Source organism: Bacillus sp. FSL K6-2819 (assembly GCF_038008305.1).
Classification (GTDB): Bacteria; Bacillota; Bacilli; order Bacillales; family Bacillaceae; genus Bacillus; species Bacillus amyloliquefaciens.
This window is the reverse complement of sequence record NZ_JBBOYV010000001.1, coordinates 1,413,572-1,433,268: the sequence shown is the minus strand read 5'-3', so window position 1 is coordinate 1,433,268 and position 19,697 is coordinate 1,413,572. Positions and strand designations below refer to the sequence as shown.

Annotated in this window: 20 protein-coding genes; 8 read left to right on the top strand and 12 right to left on the bottom strand. The window is 45.5% G+C overall.

The genetic code is table 11. From position 1 onward, the window contains the following. The first annotated feature begins 101 nt into the window (after nucleotides 1-101). Nucleotides 102-476 carry a hypothetical protein gene (locus MHH91_RS07570; protein ID WP_014470449.1) on the top strand — a complete coding sequence of 125 codons (375 nt, stop codon included), beginning with the start codon at nucleotides 102-104 and terminating at the stop codon, nucleotides 474-476. A gap of 49 nt (nucleotides 477-525) precedes the next feature. Here MHH91_RS07570 and lpdA read toward each other — a convergent pair whose 3' ends face one another. From lpdA to MHH91_RS07545, 5 genes are all read right to left on the bottom strand, one after another. Next, a complete protein-coding gene (gene lpdA / locus MHH91_RS07565) occupies nucleotides 526-1,938 on the bottom strand; it encodes a dihydrolipoyl dehydrogenase (RefSeq protein WP_014470450.1) in 1,413 nt (470 codons plus the stop codon). Nucleotides 1,939-1,942: 4 nt separating this feature from the next. Further along, complete coding sequence (gene pdhC / locus MHH91_RS07560) at nucleotides 1,943-3,271, bottom strand: pyruvate dehydrogenase complex dihydrolipoyllysine-residue acetyltransferase (protein ID WP_013352121.1); 1,329 nt, start codon at nucleotides 3,269-3,271, stop codon at nucleotides 1,943-1,945. 122 nt (nucleotides 3,272-3,393) lie between these two features. Continuing rightward, complete coding sequence (gene pdhB / locus MHH91_RS07555; protein WP_013352120.1) at nucleotides 3,394-4,371, bottom strand: pyruvate dehydrogenase complex E1 component subunit beta; 978 nt, start codon at nucleotides 4,369-4,371, stop codon at nucleotides 3,394-3,396. A 3-nt stretch (nucleotides 4,372-4,374) separates the two neighbouring features. Next, on the bottom strand, nucleotides 4,375-5,490 hold the full coding sequence (pdhA, locus tag MHH91_RS07550; protein ID WP_013352119.1) for a pyruvate dehydrogenase (acetyl-transferring) E1 component subunit alpha: 1,116 nt from the start codon (nucleotides 5,488-5,490) through the stop codon (nucleotides 4,375-4,377). Nucleotides 5,491-5,912: 422 nt separating this feature from the next. Further along, nucleotides 5,913-6,581, bottom strand: a complete 669-nt coding sequence (locus MHH91_RS07545) for a YkyA family protein (RefSeq protein ID WP_014470451.1) — start codon at nucleotides 6,579-6,581, stop codon at nucleotides 5,913-5,915. 249 nt (nucleotides 6,582-6,830) lie between these two features. Between MHH91_RS07545 and MHH91_RS20810 the strand changes: the two genes are divergently transcribed. Together MHH91_RS20810 and def are read left to right on the top strand one after the other, a co-directional pair. Then, nucleotides 6,831-7,016, top strand: a complete 186-nt coding sequence (locus MHH91_RS20810) for a YjcZ family sporulation protein (RefSeq protein WP_013352117.1) — start codon at nucleotides 6,831-6,833, stop codon at nucleotides 7,014-7,016. Between the two features lie 112 nt (nucleotides 7,017-7,128). Beyond that, entirely contained in the window at nucleotides 7,129-7,683 is a 555-nt protein-coding gene (gene def, locus MHH91_RS07535; protein WP_013352116.1) for a peptide deformylase, read from the top strand. Between the two features lie 33 nt (nucleotides 7,684-7,716). On the opposite strand, the gene MHH91_RS07530 is transcribed toward def, so the two are convergent. Then, nucleotides 7,717-8,490 carry a Cof-type HAD-IIB family hydrolase gene (locus tag MHH91_RS07530; RefSeq protein WP_013352115.1) on the bottom strand — a complete coding sequence of 258 codons (774 nt, stop codon included), beginning with the start codon at nucleotides 8,488-8,490 and terminating at the stop codon, nucleotides 7,717-7,719. A gap of 352 nt (nucleotides 8,491-8,842) precedes the next feature. Between MHH91_RS07530 and rnpZA the strand changes: the two genes are divergently transcribed. Both rnpZA and rnjA read left to right on the top strand, forming a co-directional pair. Then, the gene (gene rnpZA / locus MHH91_RS07525; RefSeq protein ID WP_013352114.1) at nucleotides 8,843-9,052 is read left to right on the top strand and encodes an RNA polymerase subunit omega 1; all 210 of its coding nucleotides are present in this window, start codon (nucleotides 8,843-8,845) and stop codon (nucleotides 9,050-9,052) included. Nucleotides 9,053-9,057: 5 nt separating this feature from the next. Beyond that, nucleotides 9,058-10,725, top strand: coding sequence for a ribonuclease J1 (gene rnjA, locus MHH91_RS07520; RefSeq protein ID WP_013352113.1), 1,668 nt, complete (start codon nucleotides 9,058-9,060; stop codon nucleotides 10,723-10,725). Between the two features lie 36 nt (nucleotides 10,726-10,761). Here the strand turns inward: rnjA and ade are convergent, their stop codons facing one another. From ade to MHH91_RS07495, 5 genes are all read right to left on the bottom strand, one after another. Next, nucleotides 10,762-12,495 (bottom strand): adenine deaminase, encoded by a 1,734-nt coding sequence (gene ade, locus MHH91_RS07515; RefSeq protein WP_013352112.1) that lies wholly within the window; start codon nucleotides 12,493-12,495, stop codon nucleotides 10,762-10,764. 149 nt (nucleotides 12,496-12,644) lie between these two features. Beyond that, the gene (ktrC, locus tag MHH91_RS07510) at nucleotides 12,645-13,310 is read right to left on the bottom strand and encodes a Ktr system potassium transporter KtrC (RefSeq protein ID WP_003154554.1); all 666 of its coding nucleotides are present in this window, start codon (nucleotides 13,308-13,310) and stop codon (nucleotides 12,645-12,647) included. A 40-nt stretch (nucleotides 13,311-13,350) separates the two neighbouring features. Beyond that, nucleotides 13,351-14,178: a gamma-glutamylcyclotransferase gene (locus MHH91_RS07505; protein WP_013352111.1), complete on the bottom strand. Its 828-nt coding sequence runs from the start codon at nucleotides 14,176-14,178 to the stop codon at nucleotides 13,351-13,353. A 1-nt stretch (nucleotide 14,179) separates the two neighbouring features. After that, nucleotides 14,180-15,484, bottom strand: a complete 1,305-nt coding sequence (locus tag MHH91_RS07500) for an ATP-binding protein (protein ID WP_013352110.1) — start codon at nucleotides 15,482-15,484, stop codon at nucleotides 14,180-14,182. Nucleotides 15,485-15,656: 172 nt separating this feature from the next. Next, nucleotides 15,657-15,941 (bottom strand): AbrB/MazE/SpoVT family DNA-binding domain-containing protein, encoded by a 285-nt coding sequence (locus MHH91_RS07495; RefSeq protein ID WP_013352109.1) that lies wholly within the window; start codon nucleotides 15,939-15,941, stop codon nucleotides 15,657-15,659. 268 nt (nucleotides 15,942-16,209) lie between these two features. On the opposite strand from MHH91_RS07495, the gene mreBH reads away from it, so the two are divergent. The 3 genes from mreBH to MHH91_RS07480 all read left to right on the top strand — a co-directional run bounded on the left by mreBH (nucleotide 16,210) and on the right by MHH91_RS07480 (nucleotide 18,755). Continuing rightward, nucleotides 16,210-17,217, top strand: coding sequence for a cell shape-determining protein MreBH (gene mreBH, locus MHH91_RS07490; RefSeq protein WP_013352108.1), 1,008 nt, complete (start codon nucleotides 16,210-16,212; stop codon nucleotides 17,215-17,217). A 70-nt stretch (nucleotides 17,218-17,287) separates the two neighbouring features. Next, entirely contained in the window at nucleotides 17,288-17,422 is a 135-nt protein-coding gene (locus tag MHH91_RS07485; protein WP_013352107.1) for a protein YkpC, read from the top strand. 100 nt (nucleotides 17,423-17,522) lie between these two features. Continuing rightward, the gene (locus MHH91_RS07480; protein WP_013352106.1) at nucleotides 17,523-18,755 is read left to right on the top strand and encodes an aminopeptidase; all 1,233 of its coding nucleotides are present in this window, start codon (nucleotides 17,523-17,525) and stop codon (nucleotides 18,753-18,755) included. 30 nt (nucleotides 18,756-18,785) lie between these two features. Here the strand turns inward: MHH91_RS07480 and MHH91_RS07475 are convergent, their stop codons facing one another. Further along, entirely contained in the window at nucleotides 18,786-19,694 is a 909-nt protein-coding gene (locus MHH91_RS07475; protein WP_013352105.1) for a ketopantoate reductase family protein, read from the bottom strand. Nucleotides 19,695-19,697: the final 3 nt, after the last annotated feature.

Here is a 19,697-nt window from a genome sequence, read left to right as displayed (position 1 = left end):
TAAGTAACAAGCCTTAGGTTTTTCACCTCTCGTGATACACTTGATATAGTCCTTATTAATGGATGATCCAATATATTATATAAAACAGAGGAGAAAGATAGATGCGCTACCGTACGGTGATTCCCTTTTTTTTGATGCTGTTCGTTCTGTCAAGCTGTTCGGTTTCTACTGTCAGTCCATTCAAAAATAACCGGATCGACAGCATACATCACACTCAAATCTTGTTTTTTTCCGATGAAAATCATATAGATAAAGAAGTCCCTTACTACGACGCGATTCTTGATTTAGAAAAGAAATATCCCCATCATGTCGATCAAATGAAGGTTTATGACAACAGAAAGGGCTGGGAAGAAGAAATCAACACGTTCCCGGCTTTAATGGTGATCAATCACCGGCATGTTGTCATGAAGATTGAAGGCGCCGTAAAGAAAAAAGAGGATATCATCAAGCCCATGCAGCATGTGCTTGCAAAATAAAAACAGCCCCCCGCTTTAAAGCGGAGGCTGTTTCTTTGCTTATTAATGATTATTTTACGATGTGGATCGGGCTTCCGATTGCTACTTCGGCAGCTTCCATTGTGATTTCGCCCAATGTCGGGTGAGCGTGAATTGTCATTGCGATATCTTCAGCAGTCATTCCGCCTTCGATCGCCAGGCTCAATTCAGAAATCATGTCAGAAGCGCTTGCGCCGGCAATTTGCGCACCGATCACAAGACCATCTTCTTTACGAGTGATCAGCTTCATGAAGCCGTCAGTTTCGTTAAGAGACAGCGCGCGTCCGTTTGCTGCAAACGGGAATTTGGCAGCAACGACTTCAATGCCTTCTTCTTTCGCCTGTGCTTCAGTGTAACCGACAGAAGCCAGTTCAGGCTCAGAGAATACAACCGCCGGAATACCGAGGTAATCGATTTCAGCAGGCTCTCCTGCAATAGCTTCCGCAGCGATTTTACCTTCGTAAGACGCTTTGTGAGCCAATGGAGGTCCGTCAATGATGTCACCGATTGCGTAAATGTTCGGTACGTTTGTGCGGCACTGCTTGTCTGTTTTAATGACACCGCGGTCAGTCATTTCGATACCGACTTGCTCAAGACCGAGCTCATCAGTGTTCGGACGGCGTCCGACAGTGATTAATACGTAATCAGCATCAACCGTTTTTTCTTCGCCTTTTACTTCGAATGTAACTGTTACGCCGTCAGGTCTTTCTTCAACGCCTTTAGCCATAGCGCTTGTATGAATTTCAACGTTGCCTTTTTTCTTCAGTCTGCGGGTAACAAGAGAACTCATTTGTTTTTCGAAGCCAGGAAGAATTTCATCTCCGCCTTCTAAAATAACCAATTCAGTTCCAAAGTTTGCATACGCTGTTCCAAGCTCAGTACCGATGTATCCGCCGCCGATAACAACGAGCTTTTTCGGAATTTCTTTAAGCGCCAGTGCGCCTGTAGAGTTCAGAACGCGTTCGCTATATTTGAAGTTTGGCAATTCGATAGGGCGAGAACCGGTAGCAATGATCGCGTTTTTAAATGTATATGTTTGCGCAGAGTTCTCATCCATTACGCGGACAGAGTTGCTGTCTACGAAATAAGCTTCGCCTTTTACAACTTCGACTTTATTTCCTTTTAAAAGACCTGCAACACCGCCAGTAAGCTTATTTACAACAGAAGCTTTCCATTCTTGGACTTTTGTAAAGTCAACTTTTACGTTCTCAGCAGTGATTCCCATGTCATCTGAATGTTTTGCATTCTCGTAACGATGGCCTGCATTGATAAGCGCTTTTGAAGGAATACAGCCGACGTTCAGACAAACGCCACCAAGAGTTCCTTTTTCAACGACTGTTACTTTTTGTCCAAGCTGAGCAGCGCGGATGGCAGCTACATAGCCGCCAGGTCCCGCACCAATCACAAGAGTATCTGTTTCAATAGGGAAATCTCCTACTACCATAACATTACGCCTCCATTAAAATAAGTTGTGGATCGTTCAGTAAACGCTTGATGTGGTTTAACGCATTTTGTGCAGTTGCTCCGTCAATCATACGGTGGTCAAAGCTGAGAGAAAGAGCTAAGACAGGAGCAGCTACAATTTCACCGTCGCGGACGATCGCTTTTTCAGCGATGCGGCCGATACCGAGAATCGCAACCTCTGGGTGGTTGATAACCGGTGTGAACCATTGGCCTCCGGCAGAACCGATATTTGTGATTGTGCAAGAAGCGCCTTTCATTTCCGCAGGTGCAAGCTTGCCTTCACGCGCTTTTGTAGCAAGGCTGTTGATTTCATCAGAGATTTCGAAAACGGCTTTACGGTCGGCATTTTTCACTACTGGCACAAGCAAGCCTTTTTCAGTATCCGCTGCAATTCCGATGTTGAAATAATGTTTTTGGATCACTTCATCTGTTTTATCATCAATAGATGTGTTTAAAACAGGGAATTTTTTCAGAGCAGATGTTAATGCTTTTACGACGTAAGGCAGGTAAGTCAGCTTGATGCCTTGATCAGCAGCAACTTGTTTGAACTGTTTGCGGTGAGCAACAAGATTTGTTACGTCAACTTCATCCATAAGAGTTACGTGCGGTGCAGTATGCTTAGAGTTCACCATTGCTTTAGCAATCGCTTTACGGATACCGCTCATTTTTTCGCGTGTTTCAGGGAATTCGCCTTCAGGAGCTTGAGCTGCTGCAGGTTTAGCTGTTTCCTGAGGTGCTGCTGTTTTTTGCGGTGCCGCTTCTTGAGCCGCTCCTCCGTTTACAAAGCTGTCGATATCTTCTTTTACAACACGTCCGTTATTTCCTGAACCTGTAACTTTGCGGATATCAACGCCTTTTTCACGGGCATATTTGCGTACGGAAGGCATAGCGATCACGCGTTTGTTCGGATCAGCTTCCGCTTGGTCCTGCTGTCCTGCGCCGGTTTCTTTTGCAGGCTCTGCTGCGCGTTCTTCTTTCGCTACGTCCTGTCCTGCTTCAGCTGAAGACTGAACTTGCGCTTCAGTTTTCGCATCGCCGGATTCGTCGCTTCCTTTAAATTGAAGATCTTCGTAACCAGGTGCGTCAAACGTAATAATCGTTTGTCCAACAGTTGCAACCGTTCCCTCTTCAACTTTTAATTCTAATACTTTTCCTTTAACAGGTGAAGGAATTTCTACCACTGCTTTATCATTTTGCACTTCAGCCAGTACATCGTCTTCTTCTACCTCGTCGTTTGGCTTAACAAACCATTTTACGATTTCGCCTTCGTGGATACCTTCCCCGATATCCGGAAGTTTAAATTCAAATGCCACAGTTTTCGACCTCCTAGTTGATTAAGCAAATTTTAGTTATGCATACGCAAGCATTGAACCTCTAAAACAGGTTTTTTAATAGAGGAAAAGAACGTGTCTTTTCCTCCTGTTATGAAGCCTGATTAAAATTCAAGAACTTTTTTCGCAGTTTCAAGAACGTCTTTATGGTTTGGAAGCCATACGCTCTCAGCTTGCGAGAAAGGAAATACTGTATCAGGCGCTGCGACACGCAGTACCGGAGCTTCCAGGCTCAGGATCGCGCGGTCGTTGATTTCAGCAACAACGTTGGCGCCGACACCTGCTTGTTTTTGAGCCTCTTGAACGACAATTGCGCGGCCTGTTTTTTCAACAGAAGCAATAATTGTGTCGATATCAAGCGGGCTTACAGTGCGAAGGTCGATAACTTCAGCAGAAACGCCTTCTTTTTCAAGCTCTTCGGCAGCTTTAAGCGACTCATGAACCATCGCTCCGTATGTGATGATAGAAAGGTCAGTACCTTCGCGTTTCACATCAGCTTTGCCAAGCTCGATTGTGTATTCTTCCTCAGGAACTTCCTGACGGAAAGAACGGTAAAGTTTCATATGCTCTAAGAAAACGACAGGGTCGTTGTCACGAATTGCAGAAATTAAAAGTCCTTTTGCGTCATACGGAGTAGACGGAATAACGACTTTAATACCCGGCTGCTGAGCTACAAGGCCTTCTAAGCTGTCAGCGTGAAGTTCAGGAGTGTGAACACCGCCGCCGAATGGAGAGCGGATTGTTACAGGTGAAGTCCAGCGTCCGCCAGAACGGTAGCGCATACGGGCCATTTGACCAGAAACTGAATCCATTACTTCATAAACAAATCCGAAGAATTGGATTTCCATTACCGGACGGAAACCGTTTAAGCCTAAACCAAGGGCAAGACCGCCGATACCAGATTCAGCAAGCGGTGTGTCAAACACACGGTCTTCACCGAATTCTTTTTGCAATCCTTCTGTCGCACGGAATACGCCGCCGTTCACACCAACGTCTTCTCCGAAAACTAAGACATTTTCGTCATTTTTCAGTTCTGTGCGTAACGCATCCGTGATTGCTTGAATCATTGTCATTTGCGCCATGGCTTACTTCGACTCCTTCTGTGTATAAGTTTCTAATTGCTCTTTTAGGTTGTAAGGCAATTCTTCGTGCATGATTTTGATTAAATCAGTCACTTTTTGTTTCGGTTCTGCATCTGCTTTTTTGATGGCCTGCTTAATTTCTTCTTTTGCAGCCTCAATTACTTTGCTTTCTTCTTCTTCAGACCACAGGCCTTTGTTTTCAAGGAAAGCGCGGAAACGTACGAGCGGATCTTTCTGCTCCCATTCGTTTTCGATTTCTTTCGTACGGTATTTTGTCGGATCGTCACCGGCCATTGTGTGCGGACCGTAACGGAACGTAAGTGTTTCGATCAGTGTCGGACCTTCGCCGTTGATTGCGCGTTCGCGTGCTTCAGCAGTTGCAGCGTACACCGCAAGAGCATCCATACCGTCAACCTGAACGCCGACAATACCTGCTGCCGCTGCTTTTTGAGCGATCGTTTGAGCCGCTGATTGTTTTTCAACAGGTGTTGAAATCGCATAGCGGTTGTTTTGCACTACGAAGATTGCAGGTGCTTTGTAAGCTCCGGCAAAGTTGATTCCTTCGTAGAAGTCCCCTTGAGAGGCGCCGCCGTCACCTGTGTAAGTGATAGCTACGGCTTTTTTGCCCCGTTTTTTAAGACCAAGCGCCACACCGGCAGTTTGGATGTATTGAGCACCGATAATGATTTGCGGAGAAAGGGCGTTCACATCATCAGGCATTTGGTTTCCGCGGAAGTGTCCGCGAGAGAATAAGAACGCTTGGTAAAGCGGCAGACCGTGCCAGATTAATTGCGGCACATCACGGTAGCCCGGAAGAACGAAATCTTCTTTTTCAAGCGCGAAATGCGTTGCGATTTGTGAAGCTTCCTGGCCGGCAGTAGGAGCGTAGAAACCGAGACGTCCCTGACGGTTTAATGAAATAGAGCGCTGATCAAGCACGCGTGTGTATACCATGCGGCGCATAAGCTCTTTTAATTGATCATCTGTTAAATCAGGCATCGCCGCTTCATTCACGACTTCTCCCTTTTCATTTAAAATTTGGAACGTTTCGAACTGCTTCTTAATGGCATCAAATTGCTTCTTACTGTCAACGATTGTTTTTTTCGTTTTTGCAGCCATACTAAAGTCACCTCTTCCTTTCTTTTAAACAGTCATTAGACGTGCATTCCTTTATACATACAAACTTAGGATACCCTAAAGTATTAGCAGCAAGTCGTATATATTTAGCCTATCCCCAGTTTGCCGAAACCTTTATGTAGGATCATCACTATCTGATCTGAACTGTATTATTGCGGAGTTGTAAATGACTGATACAACACCGCTTGACATGGATTAGTTTACACCAAATAAAGAAGACCCGTCAATCGTTTTGGATGTTGATTTTAAATAAATGTATTCGCTTTAAATTTTTCCGTCGGAACAAGCTGTCCATCAGACGCAAACTGTACTAGTATACATACACTCACTGTACTACAATAGAATTGCATATCCGTTTTTTGGCATCAAAAAAGGTGCCGGGTACCCGGCACCTTCCATCATTTTCAGTTTTCATTGACATGAAAGCCAGCCTCTTTATACAGTTCTTCTCTGGCCTGATTATACTCTTTTGTCTGCTTGTTAAACGCCCCAGCCTGCTTTAACACCTTTTTGTAGGAATCGTTTACTTTGCTGATCTGCTTGTCAAGGTCTTCTGCTGTTAAGTCTTTTTTCTTAATGATGCTGTACAATTCTTTATCATATTGAATGGCTTTCATATAGTCTTTATAGAGTGCGCCGTATAAGTCATAGCGTTTTTCCATATGTGCGGCAGCTGCTTTTGCCTTTTTCTTAATGGATTGATCTTTAATCGAGCCGGCTGTTTGGGTGACGGCTTCAAATTCTTTTTCTGAATTGTCTATACTGTCTTTTTCCGTTTTTAAATGCTGCTTGCGCTGTTCCGTGTTTTTAAGGGCCTCGTCTGAAAGTGAAACGATTTTGGCGTAATCGTTCATATTGAGCTGAATCACTTCGTTATACAGCTCATCTTCTTTTTTCTCCAATTTTTCTAACGTTTTCTGCTCCTTTTGAAACGGTTTTTCCGCTTGTACGGCTTTTTCCATCGAATCATGAAGCGTTTCAACCGGATCTTTTCCCCCGCAGCCTGCAAGCAGCATACTTGCGGCGCCGAGCGCTCCGATTCCCGCTAACACTTTTTTTTGTATCATGTTCACTTAAAATCCCCCAATCTTGACAATTTCCACTATAGAAGCCCGGACGCCGTTTGACAATAGCTGAGCTGTAATTGGTAGTCCCGGAATCTTCTGGGTAAAGACGATTATGGCGCTGTCAGAGAATACTTGCGTAAAAAATTGAGAAAACAGGGCGGATGACCATACATCTTTCCGGCTTTTACATAGTTTATAGTAGACGCCGGCCCTGCTGATAAAGGGTCAGCGTAATTAAAAGAGGAGGGTTTATTTATGTACGGATATGGATACGGATTTGGCGGCGGTTGCTGCGGAGGCGGTTTCGGAGGTGGATACGGTTACGGCGGCGGTTACGGATACGGCGGCGGAGGCGGATACGGCCGCACGTTCGCATTAATCGTAGTATTGTTTATCTTATTAATCATCGTCGGTGCAGCTTATTTAGGCTGCGGCTGCTGAACTGGCACCCCATAAACATCGGCCAGCCTCCTATGGCTGGCCAATTGTTTCATTGCGCTGCGATAAAGAAATTCGCTATAATTTACATATTAAGCTTTAGGAGTGAAGTTTCTTGATTACTATGGAAAATATTGTCCGTGACGGACATCCCGCGCTCAGAGAGATCGCTGAAGAGGTTCAGCTTCCCGCTTCTGATGAAGAAAAACAGCAACTTGCTGATATGATTGAGTTTGTGAAAAACAGTCAAAATCCTGAATTAGCCGAGAAATACGAGCTTCGTCCCGGTGTCGGTCTTGCCGCTCCGCAAACAGCCGTAAAAAAACGGATGATCGCCGTTCATGCAGAAGATGCGAAAGGCACTTTATACAGCTATGCTCTTTTTAACCCTAAGATCGTCAGCCACTCAGTAGAAAAAAGCTACTTGACGAGCGGAGAAGGCTGCCTGTCGGTAGACGAACCCATCCCTGGCTATGTGCCTCGCTACGCCCGCATCCGCGTAAAGGCGACGACGCTTGAAGGTGAACAGATTGACATTCGTCTCAAAGGTTTTCCGGCGATTGTGTTTCAGCACGAAATCGACCATCTGAACGGCGTTATGTTTTACGATCATATCGATAAAGAAAATCCGTTTAAAGAACCTGAAAACGCTATTGCCATTGACCGTTAAAAAAACCGGCACTTCTCAAAGTGCCGGTTTTCTTTATTTCAGAAGGCCCAGTTCTTTGACAGCCCAGCTGATTCCTTCTTCATCCACCGATTTTGTGACGAAATCAGCGGCAGCCTTTAATTCTGGAACTGCATTTCCCATCGCCACGCCGGTGCCGACAAAACTGATCATCTCAAGATCATTCAGTCCGTCGCCGAAGGCATAAGTGTCGCTTATGTCGTACGGAAGCCGCTCAAGCACTCTTTTAATGCCCTCCGCTTTTGAACCGCCCTTCGGAAGCACGTCCGTTGACAGTTCATGCCAGCGGACATAATCAAACTCCGGAAAAGCGGCATACGCTTTTTCTTCATGTCCGCGGCAGAATAAAAGGAGCTGATAAATTTCTTTCCCTTTATAAAATGTTTCATCAACCTCGGGATAAGGGGCTTTCAGACTGCCGATTCCTTCGGTGACGTGCGGATGCCCGGGGACGGTCGTCTTCATCGTGTCTTCCGCCATAAATACAACGGGGTGCTCCCCTTCTGACGCCTGCTTTAATAAACGCGCGACCGCATCTTCCGGAAGCGGGTTTTTATAAATGACTTCTCCTTCAAACACCACAAACTGGCCGTTGTATGAGATAAATGACTCGATCTCAAGCTCTTCCAGAATCGGTCTAACCATAAACGGAGACCTTCCGCTGGCGATAAAAACATGATGGCCGGCCTCTTTAAGCGCCGCCACGGCGCTTCTTGTACTATCAGGGATATGTTTATCATGGTCATAGATCGTGCCGTCAATATCAAAAAAGATCAGTTTTGGTTTCATATCGATTTCTCCTTTATCCCGTTTATCAGTCGTGTCTTTTTCAATATCATCATACAGAAAGTTTTTCTTCCGGCAAACCGCCTTGACGAAATTCCAATTTTACCCACGAAAACAAATTCTGTTTTTCCGCATACTACTGCTATAAGGGCTTCAAAGGAGGAATACGATGCTGCGCCGTTTACGGAAGAAACTCAGAAGACAGTGGGGCGGAATGCTCCGAAAAAAAGTCATCGCGTAAAGGGATCTTTCGGTTTTTGAAAGTCCCTTTTTTGCTCGAGACTTTCCTTATAATCCGTTTTCGAATATAATAGAATAAGCGAGTCTAACATACGGCATTTAAGGAGAGATTTGGATGATTTATAAGGTATTTTATCAAGAGAAGGCTGACGAAGTACCTGTTCGGGAAAAAACAGATTCACTTTACATTGAGGGCGTTTCAGAACGGGACGTCAGAACGAAACTGAAAGATAAGAAATTCAACATTGAATTTGTTCAGCCTGTGGACGGTGCTTTTTTAGAATATGAGAAGCAGAGCGAAAATTTTAAAGTATTGGAGTTATGAGCGGAATGAAATTTGTAAAAAATGACCAGACTGCCGTTTTCGCCCTCGGCGGATTGGGCGAGATCGGGAAAAATACGTATGGGGTGCAGTTTCAGGATGAAATTGTACTGATTGATGCGGGAATCAAGTTTCCTGAAGATGAACTTCTCGGCATTGATTACGTAATCCCTGATTACACGTATTTAGTAAAAAACGAAGATAAAATTAAAGGTCTGTTTATCACCCACGGTCACGAAGACCATATCGGCGGTATTCCGTACCTGCTCAGACAAGTAAATATTCCCGTTTACGGCGGTAAACTCGCGATCGGCTTACTTCGGAATAAACTTGAAGAGCACGGGCTGTTAAGACAGACCAAATTAAACATCATCGGTGAAGATGACATCGTTAAGTTCCGGAAGACGTCTGTATCCTTCTTCAGAACGACACACAGCATTCCGGATTCATACGGAATCGTCGTCAAAACACCGCCAGGCAATATCGTACATACCGGGGACTTTAAGTTCGACTTTACACCGGTAGGCGAACCGGCAAACCTGACAAAGATGGCCGAAATCGGGAAAGAAGGCGTCTTGTGCCTGCTTTCTGACAGTACAAACAGTGAGGTGCCCGATTTCACCATGTCAGAACGCCGCGTAGGCGAAAGCATTCACGATATTTTCCGAAAAGTGGACGGCAGAATTATATTTGCGACATTTGCTTCGAACATACACCGGCTTCAGCAGGTGATTGAAGCAGCCGTTTTAAACGGCAGAAAAGTTGCCGTATTCGGACGCAGCATGGAATCGGCTATTGAAATCGGACAAACTCTCGGGTACATCAGCTGTCCTAAAAATACGTTTATTGAGCATAACGAAATCAATCGTATGCCTGCCAATAAAGTAACGATTTTATGTACGGGAAGCCAGGGTGAACCGATGGCGGCGTTATCACGCATCGCTAACGGCACGCACCGTCAGATATCCATTAACCCCGGAGATACGGTCGTCTTTTCTTCCTCTCCGATTCCCGGAAACACAATCAGCGTAAGCCGCACCATCAACCAGTTATACCGTGCGGGCGCTGAAGTCATTCACGGTTCATTGAATGACATTCATACATCCGGACACGGCGGACAGGAAGAACAGAAATTAATGCTCCGCCTGATCAAACCGAAGTTCTTCATGCCGATTCACGGGGAGTACAGAATGCAGAAAATGCACGTCAAACTCGCGACTGATTGCGGCATACCTGAAGAAAACTGCTTCATCATGGACAATGGCGAAGTGCTCGCGCTCAAAGGAGAAGAAGCCGCTGTTGCAGGCAAAATTCCGTCCGGCTCCGTTTACATTGACGGAAGCGGAATCGGTGATATCGGCAATATCGTGCTCCGCGACCGCCGCATTCTTTCAGAAGAAGGCCTTGTTATCGTTGTTGTCAGCATCAATATGGATGACTTTAAGGTATCAGCAGGACCTGATTTAATTTCAAGAGGTTTTGTATACATGAGAGAATCCGGTGATTTAATCAACGACGCGCAGCAGCTCATTTCGAACCATCTGGAGAAAGTAATGGATCGGAAAACAACGCAGTGGTCCGAAATTAAAAACGAAATCACCGACACGCTTGCTCCGTTCCTATACGAAAAAACAAAACGCCGCCCGATGATCCTTCCGATCATTATGGAGGTCTAAAATAAAAAAACTGCACTCATCACGAGTGCAGTTTTTTTATTGAAGCGGAATATGCTGAAAGGCCTTAACATCAAACAGACCCGCTGCCGTCATTTTAATGTCCGGAATGACGGGAAGCGCTAAAAACGATAATGTGAGAAACGGGTTGAAATCACCGGTGAATCCGAGCAGAGGAAGCTTTTCATGAAGCACGCCCAAACTGTCATTCACCCATTCCGCGGACTTATCAGACAAAAGCCCGGCGATCGGAAGCGGAACAGAGTGAAGCAATTCTCCGTTTTTCACGGCTGTTAACCCTCCCCCGGTGTCACGGAGCCTGTTGATTGCTCTTGCCAAATCGGCATCGTTTGTACCGACAGCGATGATATTGTGGGAATCGTGAGAAATGGTTGTGGCAATGGCGCCTTCTTTTAACCCGAATCCTTGTACAATTCCGAGCCCTATCATTTTTTCTCCGCTGTGCCGCTCTGCGACGGCGATTTTTAATAAATCATTTTGTGTATCAGAACAAAATGCGTCAGCAGATGGCGCAGGCACTTCTTTTTTCCTCGTTTCCAAATGATTCGGTATGATTTCGATTACATTCATTTGCCTGCCCTCTTGAATCGGCATATGAAAATCAGATTCAGTGAGCGGCGCTTTCAGCCGCACTGTATCCAACAGCGCCTGATCCGGAGAATAAGAGCCGGCAGACTGTTCATAAACCGTGCGTCCGTTCTCGGCAACGGTCCGTCCGGCGACCATGGTCTTCGTGACGGCAGCCTCCCGCAAATCTGAAATAAACAGCAGATCTGCGTCAAAACCCGGCGCAACCGCCCCTTTTGTTTCAAGGTCGTAGCACTCGGCCGCATTTAAGCTGGCGAGCTGATACGCAAGGAATGGATCAAGTCCCGCCTTTATCGCCATTTTGACTTGGTGGTTCACACTTCCTTCTGAAAGCAGATCGTCTACATGTTTATCATCCGTACAAAAGAAAAAGCGCCGTGCATTTTTTTCATTCACCGCCGGCAGCACATTGAGCGTATTTTTAGCCACCGATCCTTCGCGCAGCATGACATACATTCCCCGTCTGATTCTGTCCAGCGCCTCGGCTTTTGTCGTCACTTCATGATCATTTGACACCGATGCGGTCCTGTATATATTGATGATATCTGAAGACAGTCCGGCTAAATGCCCGTCAATCCGCTTTCCGTGATGCTTGGCATCAAGCAGTTTCTCAAGCATATCCTCTTCGCCTTCCGCAACAGACACATAATCCATAACTTCCGCAAGCCCCAGCACCTCTTTTTCCTGATAAAAAGGCTTTAAATCTGCGGCTTTTAATACAGCTCCTGAGCGTTCAAAGCTTGCCGCGGGAACACAGGAAGGAAGCATGAAACGAATGTTCAGAGGCGCTTTTTTCGCCTGCTCTATCATAAATGAAATGCCTTTTGCCCCGGAAACGTTCGCAATTTCGTGAGGATCAGTAATGACAGTAGTCACTCCGTGGGGGAGGACGGCTTTTGCAAATTCAATCGGAGTAACCATAGAGGACTCGATATGAACATGTCCGTCAATAAAGCCCGGAACGATCATTTGACCTTCTGCATCAATGACTTCTTTCCCTTCATACTCGCCCAATCCGACAATCACTCCGTCCGTAATGGCGATATCTGCAGAAATCCATTCCTGGTTAAATACATCCATGATTTTTCCGTTTTTAATGACGGTATCGGCTTTTTGTCTGCCGGCTGATGCATTCAGCCGTTCAGCCAGTGTTTCTTTGTTCAAAATGAGGCCTCCTCTTTTTCTTTATATGGTACAATATGCTATCGGATCGCCTGATCATAGTCAATAAAAACTGCAGAAAATACCGCTTACACGATAAATGTCTTTCTATTCTGACATATAAAAAAGACCGTCCTTTTACGGACGGCTTTTCACTTTGTATGAAGCACTCTTTTTTCGAATCGGGAAATATCCGTAAGAGAGCCGATAACGATGAGAATATCTTCTTTTTGGATCATTTCAGTCGCCAGCGGAGATACGATCACTTCTTTTTCTCTCTTGATGGCCACGATATTAATGCCGTACTTCGCCCGGATGTCCAGATCAAGCAGTGTGTTACCCGCAAGCCTGCTGTTGGCCACGATCTCCACAATGCTGTGTTCGTCGGACAGCTCTAAATAATCAAGCACATTATTTGATACGATGTTATGGGCGATGCGCTTTGCCATGTCTCGCTCAGGGTGGACGATGTGATCAGCCCCGATTTTCGCAAGCACTTTTTCATGATAATCGTTCTGCGCTTTGACCGTGATTGTGTTAACGCCGAGTTCCTTTAAGATCAGCGTCGTTAAAATGCTCGCCTGTATATTTTCGCCGATTGCCACAATGACGTGGTCAAAGTTGCGCAGCCCTAAGTTTTTCAGCACCGATTCATCGGTTGAATCTCCGATGACTGCGTGTGATGCGATTTTGGCATATTCATTTACTTTATCTTCATCAATATCCATCGCCATGACCTCAAGGCCTTCTTCACTTAACGCTTTGCAAATACTTCCGCCAAAGCGCCCGAGGCCGATGACGGCAAACTCTTTTCTCATAACAGTGCTCCTTTAAACAATATCTCTACTAGGAATAGTATCACATTTTCGGCAATGAGTTCATATAGCGTTTGAGCTTTTCTGAAAAGGCGGGCGATAAATACAAGTCGGCTCCGCGTTCGATTTCTTCCTGGTAGTGACCCGGAGGCGCGATTTCCTCTGCCTTATCAAGCACTAGAAACGTCAGGCAGCCTCTGTATACGCGGCCGCCGGCACATACTTCTATGAACGCGGGACGGTATGTATGGTTATCAACACCTTCTCTTTTGTACAGGTAAGTTGCCGCTTCAAACGGGAGCTTGTACAGCACGCCTTCAGTCCGTCCCCCGTCTTCAACAAGATCGGCTCTCGAACCGTCAGGACGCCTTAACGTGAATCTCGTGGAATACCCTTCAACAACCGCACCTCCGACAGGCTCGGCAAAAAAGTGATCGACCCCCGCCTGTTTAAACCGGGCATTATCCATACAGGACCCGTAAGCGAAATAATAAACCGGGCTGTCATCCTCCCGTTTCATAAAACGATATTCTTTCCAGTCTCCGCTTTTGATCCGGCTGAATGAGGCACACTGTTCCGGCTTTAGGACATATGCGAAGGCGGTTTTATTCCCGACATCCGTCGTCACGGCGACTTCCTTCCGGTCAAAATCGGCATAATGCGCATCCAGCTTACGGATCATCTGATGATCTGTTTCATACAATTCCCCGTACACAAAAGCTGTTTCTGCTAAAGACGCCGCAGGCTGACCTTTATCTGTTTTATACAGGACGCCGTTTATCGCGGCCTGCTCGCACACACACGGAGCGCCTTTCAGCAGCTCATGTTTCTCTTCACGCTTCCGTAACAAACCGTATACAAAAAGAAGCAAGTTATTTTTCCTCCTTTTGGACAGCAGCCGCTTCTAACGGCAGAATCACCTGAAACGTACTGCCTTCTCCATTTTTGCTCTTAATGTTAAGTTTACCATTATGCTCCTTCAGAATTCGTAAACAAATCGGAAGTCCGAGGCCTGTTCCCTGATCTTTTGTTGAGAAAAATGGTTTCCCGATGTTTTCAAGCTTTTCTTTCGACATGCCGTTTCCTTCATCCTGTATGCTGATCACCGCATTTTCTTCATCACGTTTTGTGTAAATATGAATATTCCCGCCGTCAGGCATCGCTTCAATCGCATTTTTAATAATATTGATAAATACCTGCTTCAGCTGATTTTCGTCACCGTTGACTATACAGGACTCAGTCTGCGTGAAATCCTTCTCAATCACAGTGTTTGACAGCACCGCGTTCGTGTCAAGAAGCGTCGCCACCTGCTTTAAAATATGGTTAAGGTGATGAGCGGTAAAATTCACGGTTTGCGGCTTGGCGAGCAGAAGAAGCTCTCCCAGCACAAGATCAATCCTTTTAATCTCCGAAAAAATAATGTCGAAATAATCCGTTCTTTCCGGATACTGAGCTTTCATCAGCTGGAGAAACCCGCTGACTGACGTTAAAGGATTCCTTACTTCGTGGGCGATACCTGCCGCTAGCTCCCCGGCAATGGCCAGCTTTTGAGATTGCATGGCAAGCCGTTCGTTCGTTTCCAAGAGCTCGTCGACCGCTTTTTTCCGTTCGCTGATATCAGACATCGTCCCCAGGCTTCCGACAAATTGCCGTCTGTGGTCATAATACAGCTTATAATGGACTTCTCCCCAAAAGATAGTGCCGTCGCTTTTAATATATTTGGCTGTAAACATTCCTGACGGAGCCTGCTGCTTGATTTGGGAGATAATATAATCAATGATATGTTTTTCTTTTATAAAATAATCATTATACATCGTGCCCATACATTCGCTGATGGAGTGGCCCGTAATCGCCGTCCAGGCTTGATTCAAATATGTAATATTCCCTTTCGAATCCGTCTGAAAAACAATTTCCTGCAGATTGTCCATGATGCGGTTTTTCTCATCTGAAAGCGCCTTTGCTTTCTGCTCGCTGTCCTTCAGCTCGGCCAGCAGCTGCTTTTTATTATCTACTTTATAAGCCAGCAGCCAGACGCTGATTAACGTGACGGCGGTAAAGATGATGTCAACAGGCCAGTTAATCGGATTCCGTTCAATCATATAAAATATATAATCCCAAAACATAATAAAAATCATTGCCAAGATTAAGGAAATGATACGCGCTTGATATTTTCCCATAGTCCCACCTGCCGCTAGCATTTCTACATATATTGTAACATTGTTGACCGCTTTATTGACTAAAAAATGATAACTATTCCCAATTATTTGAGCAGGTTCGCTTTATTTTACCGGTAGTTTTTACACAATTTCATAATAAAAGGGCGGAATAATGCTCCGCCCTTTTTGCTGATTATGATTTATCTTTTAATGCTTCCTCGATTTCCTCAAGCAGCATTTTCGCTCCTTCAGGGCTTAAGATGATTTTACCGTTGCCGTACTCCTGATTATCAGGGGTAATTTCTCCGGTCATTAAGCAAATGCCGTGCGGCTTGTATTTTTTCAAGACAATTTTGTCTCCGTCAACGAAAAATTCAATACTATCTTTAATAGCGATATCCAATGCTCTTCTCAGTTCAATCGGCATGACAATACGCCCGAGTTCGTCTACTTTTCTTACTACACCAATTGATTTCATAGAAATCCCCTACTTCCTTTAATGTCTCTTATATGTGTCCAAGGAAAATCCTTCATAACGTAGACGAAAGTAAAGGAGCAAAAGTTTCTCAGCTTCCGGAAATGAATGTTCTTTACAGAAAGAAAGCCTTTTGAAATACGGAATACAGACTTTCCCTCCTTTTTTACAAAAACATTTCATTCCCGCCGGAAACCCCCAAAAATCGTGGTTTTTCTCAGAAACTTTAAATGTAGAATCAATTAAATCAGGATAGGGATTGGGTGAAAAAATGTTTCAATCAACTGAGATCGGAATCGACTTAGGAACCGCTAATATACTTGTTTACAGTAAAAATAAAGGAATTATTTTAAATGAGCCTTCTGTTGTCGCTGTAGATACAACTACGAAAGCGGTGCTTGCCATCGGAACGGATGCCAAAAGCATGATCGGAAAGACGCCGGGGAAAATCATCGCCGTACGGCCGATGAAAGACGGTGTCATTGCAGATTATGATATGACAACTGACTTATTAAAACACATTATGAAAAAAGCCGGGAAGAAAATCGGGATGACCTTCCGCAAACCGAATGTCGTCGTCTGTACGCCTTCAGGCTCAACAGCCGTTGAACGCCGCGCTATCAGTGACGCTGTCAAAAACTGCGGAGCAAAAAACGTTCACTTGATTGAAGAGCCCGTAGCCGCTGCAATCGGTGCCGATCTTCCGGTTGACGAACCTGTCGCAAACGTCGTCGTGGATATCGGGGGCGGTACGACTGAAGTGGCCATCATCTCATTCGGAGGCGTCGTATCCTGCCATTCCATCAGAATCGGCGGCGACCAGCTTGATGAAGATATCGCTTCGTTCGTCAGAAAAAAATACAACCTGCTGATCGGGGAACGTACGGCGGAACAGGTGAAAATGGAAATCGGCTTTGCATTGATTGAACATGTGCCGGAAACGATGGAAATCCGCGGGCGTGACCTCGTAACCGGTCTCCCGAAGACAATCAGACTGCAGTCCAATGAAATTCAGCACGCGATGCGTGAATCGCTCCTACATATTCTTGAAGCAATCAGAGCGACGCTTGAAGATTGTCCGCCAGAGCTCAGCGGAGATATCGTTGACCGCGGCGTCGTGTTAACCGGCGGGGGCGCGCTTTTAAACGGGATGAAAGAATGGCTGACAGAAGAAATCGTCGTTCCCGTTCATTTGGCGGCAAATCCGCTTGAATCAGTGGCTATCGGCACGGGACGTTCGTTAGACGTCATCGACAAGCTGCAAAAAGCGATTAAATAATAAGATTGTGCTTCTTTTTTCTCCGGCCGGCTCATATTGTGAGACTGGAGAAACATTAAGGAGGAAGCATATGCTCAGAGATGTGGGAAGACGCGTAGCGGTAGCCGTCATTTTAAGCGGAATTATTTTAGGGGGTATGAGCATTTCACTGGCCAATATGCCCCATTCTCCGGCCGGCGGCACCGTAAAACTGAATCACCCGTAAAGGCGCAGCAAAGGCTGTGTCTTTTTCTTTTGCGTTCCTTTCTTTCCTTTATGAGGCATTATTTGATATGATGAGAAAAACCGATGAGGAGGAATGAACGATGAGTTCGTTTACTGAAAAGCTAAATACATATGCTCAGCTGGCGGTAGAAGTCGGCGTCAACATCCAAAAAGGACAGCATGTCGTAATCAATGCCTCAACCGATGTCCGGGACCTTGTCAGACTGCTGGCCAAACATTCGTATGAAAAAGGCGCCAAAAACGTCACCGTGAATTGGCAGGACGATGAACTGTCCAGATTAAAATACGAGATGGCTCCGTTTGAAGCGTTTGAAGAGTATCCTGAATGGGAAGCAAAAGGCAAAGAAGAGCTCGCGAAAAAAGGAGCTGCGTTTATTTCAGTCGTCTCATCCGACCCCGACCTGTTAAAAGGCACTGACGGCAAACGGATTGCGGCGTTCCAGAAAGCCGCCGGAAAAGCATTGCATACATACAGACAATATATTCAATCTGATAAGGTAAGCTGGACGGTGATCGGAGCGGCTTCAACAGGCTGGGCGAAAAAAGTGTTTCCGGATCAGCCGGAAGACACAGCCGTTCAGCTTTTGTGGGAAGAAATTTTCAAAACGACCCGCGTAAATGAAGAAAACCCTGTGGAAGCCTGGAAAAAACATGATCAAAATCTTCATGAAAAAGTGGAACACCTGAATAAAAAACATTACAGCGCCCTGCATTATCAGGCTGAAGGAACAGACTTAACAATTGAACTGCCGAAAAAACATGTGTGGGCAGGCGCGGGAAGCGTTAATGAAAGCGGGCATGAATTTATGGCCAACATGCCGACCGAAGAGGTTTTTACTCTTCCGCAGCGGGACGGGGTGAACGGCACGGTTTCCAGCACGAAACCGCTGAGCTACGGCGGCAACATTATTGATAACTTCACTCTTACCTTTGAAAACGGCCGTATTGTTGATGTGAAAGCTGAAAAAGGCGAAGAGATTTTAAAAGGCATCGTTGAAACCGATGAAGGCTCCCACTATCTGGGTGAAGTGGCCTTAGTGCCGTACGATTCGCCGATTTCAAAGTCAAATATCTTATTTTACAACACACTGTACGATGAAAACGCATCGAACCACTTGGCGATCGGCAGTGCATATGCCTTTAATATTGAGGGCGGCAAACAAATGACACGGGAAGAGCTTGTCAAAGAAGGATTAAACGAAAGCATTACACATGTAGATTTCATGGTCGGTTCTAAAGATATGAATATCGACGGCATCACTGCTGACGGCAAAAGAGAACCGATCTTCAGAAACGGAAACTGGGCATTTTAATAAAAAAGGAGGCGCTTGGGCCTCCTTTTTTTATTTTGCTTCATACATTTGCAAGTTGGCGAAGACGGTTTCCAAAACAAGTGTATCAACAGACAAGCCTTTCGCTTTTTCAAGCAGAAAACCGTGCAGATGATCACCTTCCGTCACCCGGCCCTTTTCCATATCTCTCAGCATCGACGATTTCATATGGTAAGACATACTTGTCAATGTACGATAGCTCTCTTCTTCCAGATCAGGGTCTTTCGGAATGCCGGCAGCGCTGAAAATGGCTCCGATTTCAGCAAAAAGACGCTTTGCCGTATTACGGCCGCCTTCTGTATCTAAAATCGGTCCGACCGGCTGTTGAAACAGTGTAGTCACTCCCGCCTGCGCGGCAATAAACATATACTTTTTCCAAATGTCCTTTTCAATATCCCGGCTGATGATGACATCCGCTTTCACACCTGCAAACGCGTTTTCCAGCTCATTCATACGGTCGGTGCGTTCTCCGTTCCATTCACCGAAAACAAAACGGTGGGCAGCACTCGTATGTAGAATTTCCCCTTTTTCGTTAAGAGCACTCTCAATAAAACAGAGGCCGCCCAGCACCTGATGTTTTGAAAAAGCTTCAAACAGCTGGTTATAATGCCTGTACCCGTTTAAAAAAGGAATAATGACCGACGAATCTTTAACAAACGGTTTGACATCCCGAATGACATCATTCAACGAATACGCTTTTGAAGCGATGATAACGGCGTCAAACTCACCTTTTTCGTCTGCCATGATTAATTTCGGCTTAATTGCAACATCACCTTTTGCACTTTTGACGGTCAGCCCCGTCTCTTTTAATTGTTCCGCCCGTTTCTGACGGACGAGAAACGTAACGTCATTTCCCTTTTCTGCAAGACGCGCGCCGATATATCCGCCCACTCCCCCAGCTCCGACAACTAAAAACTTCATGAT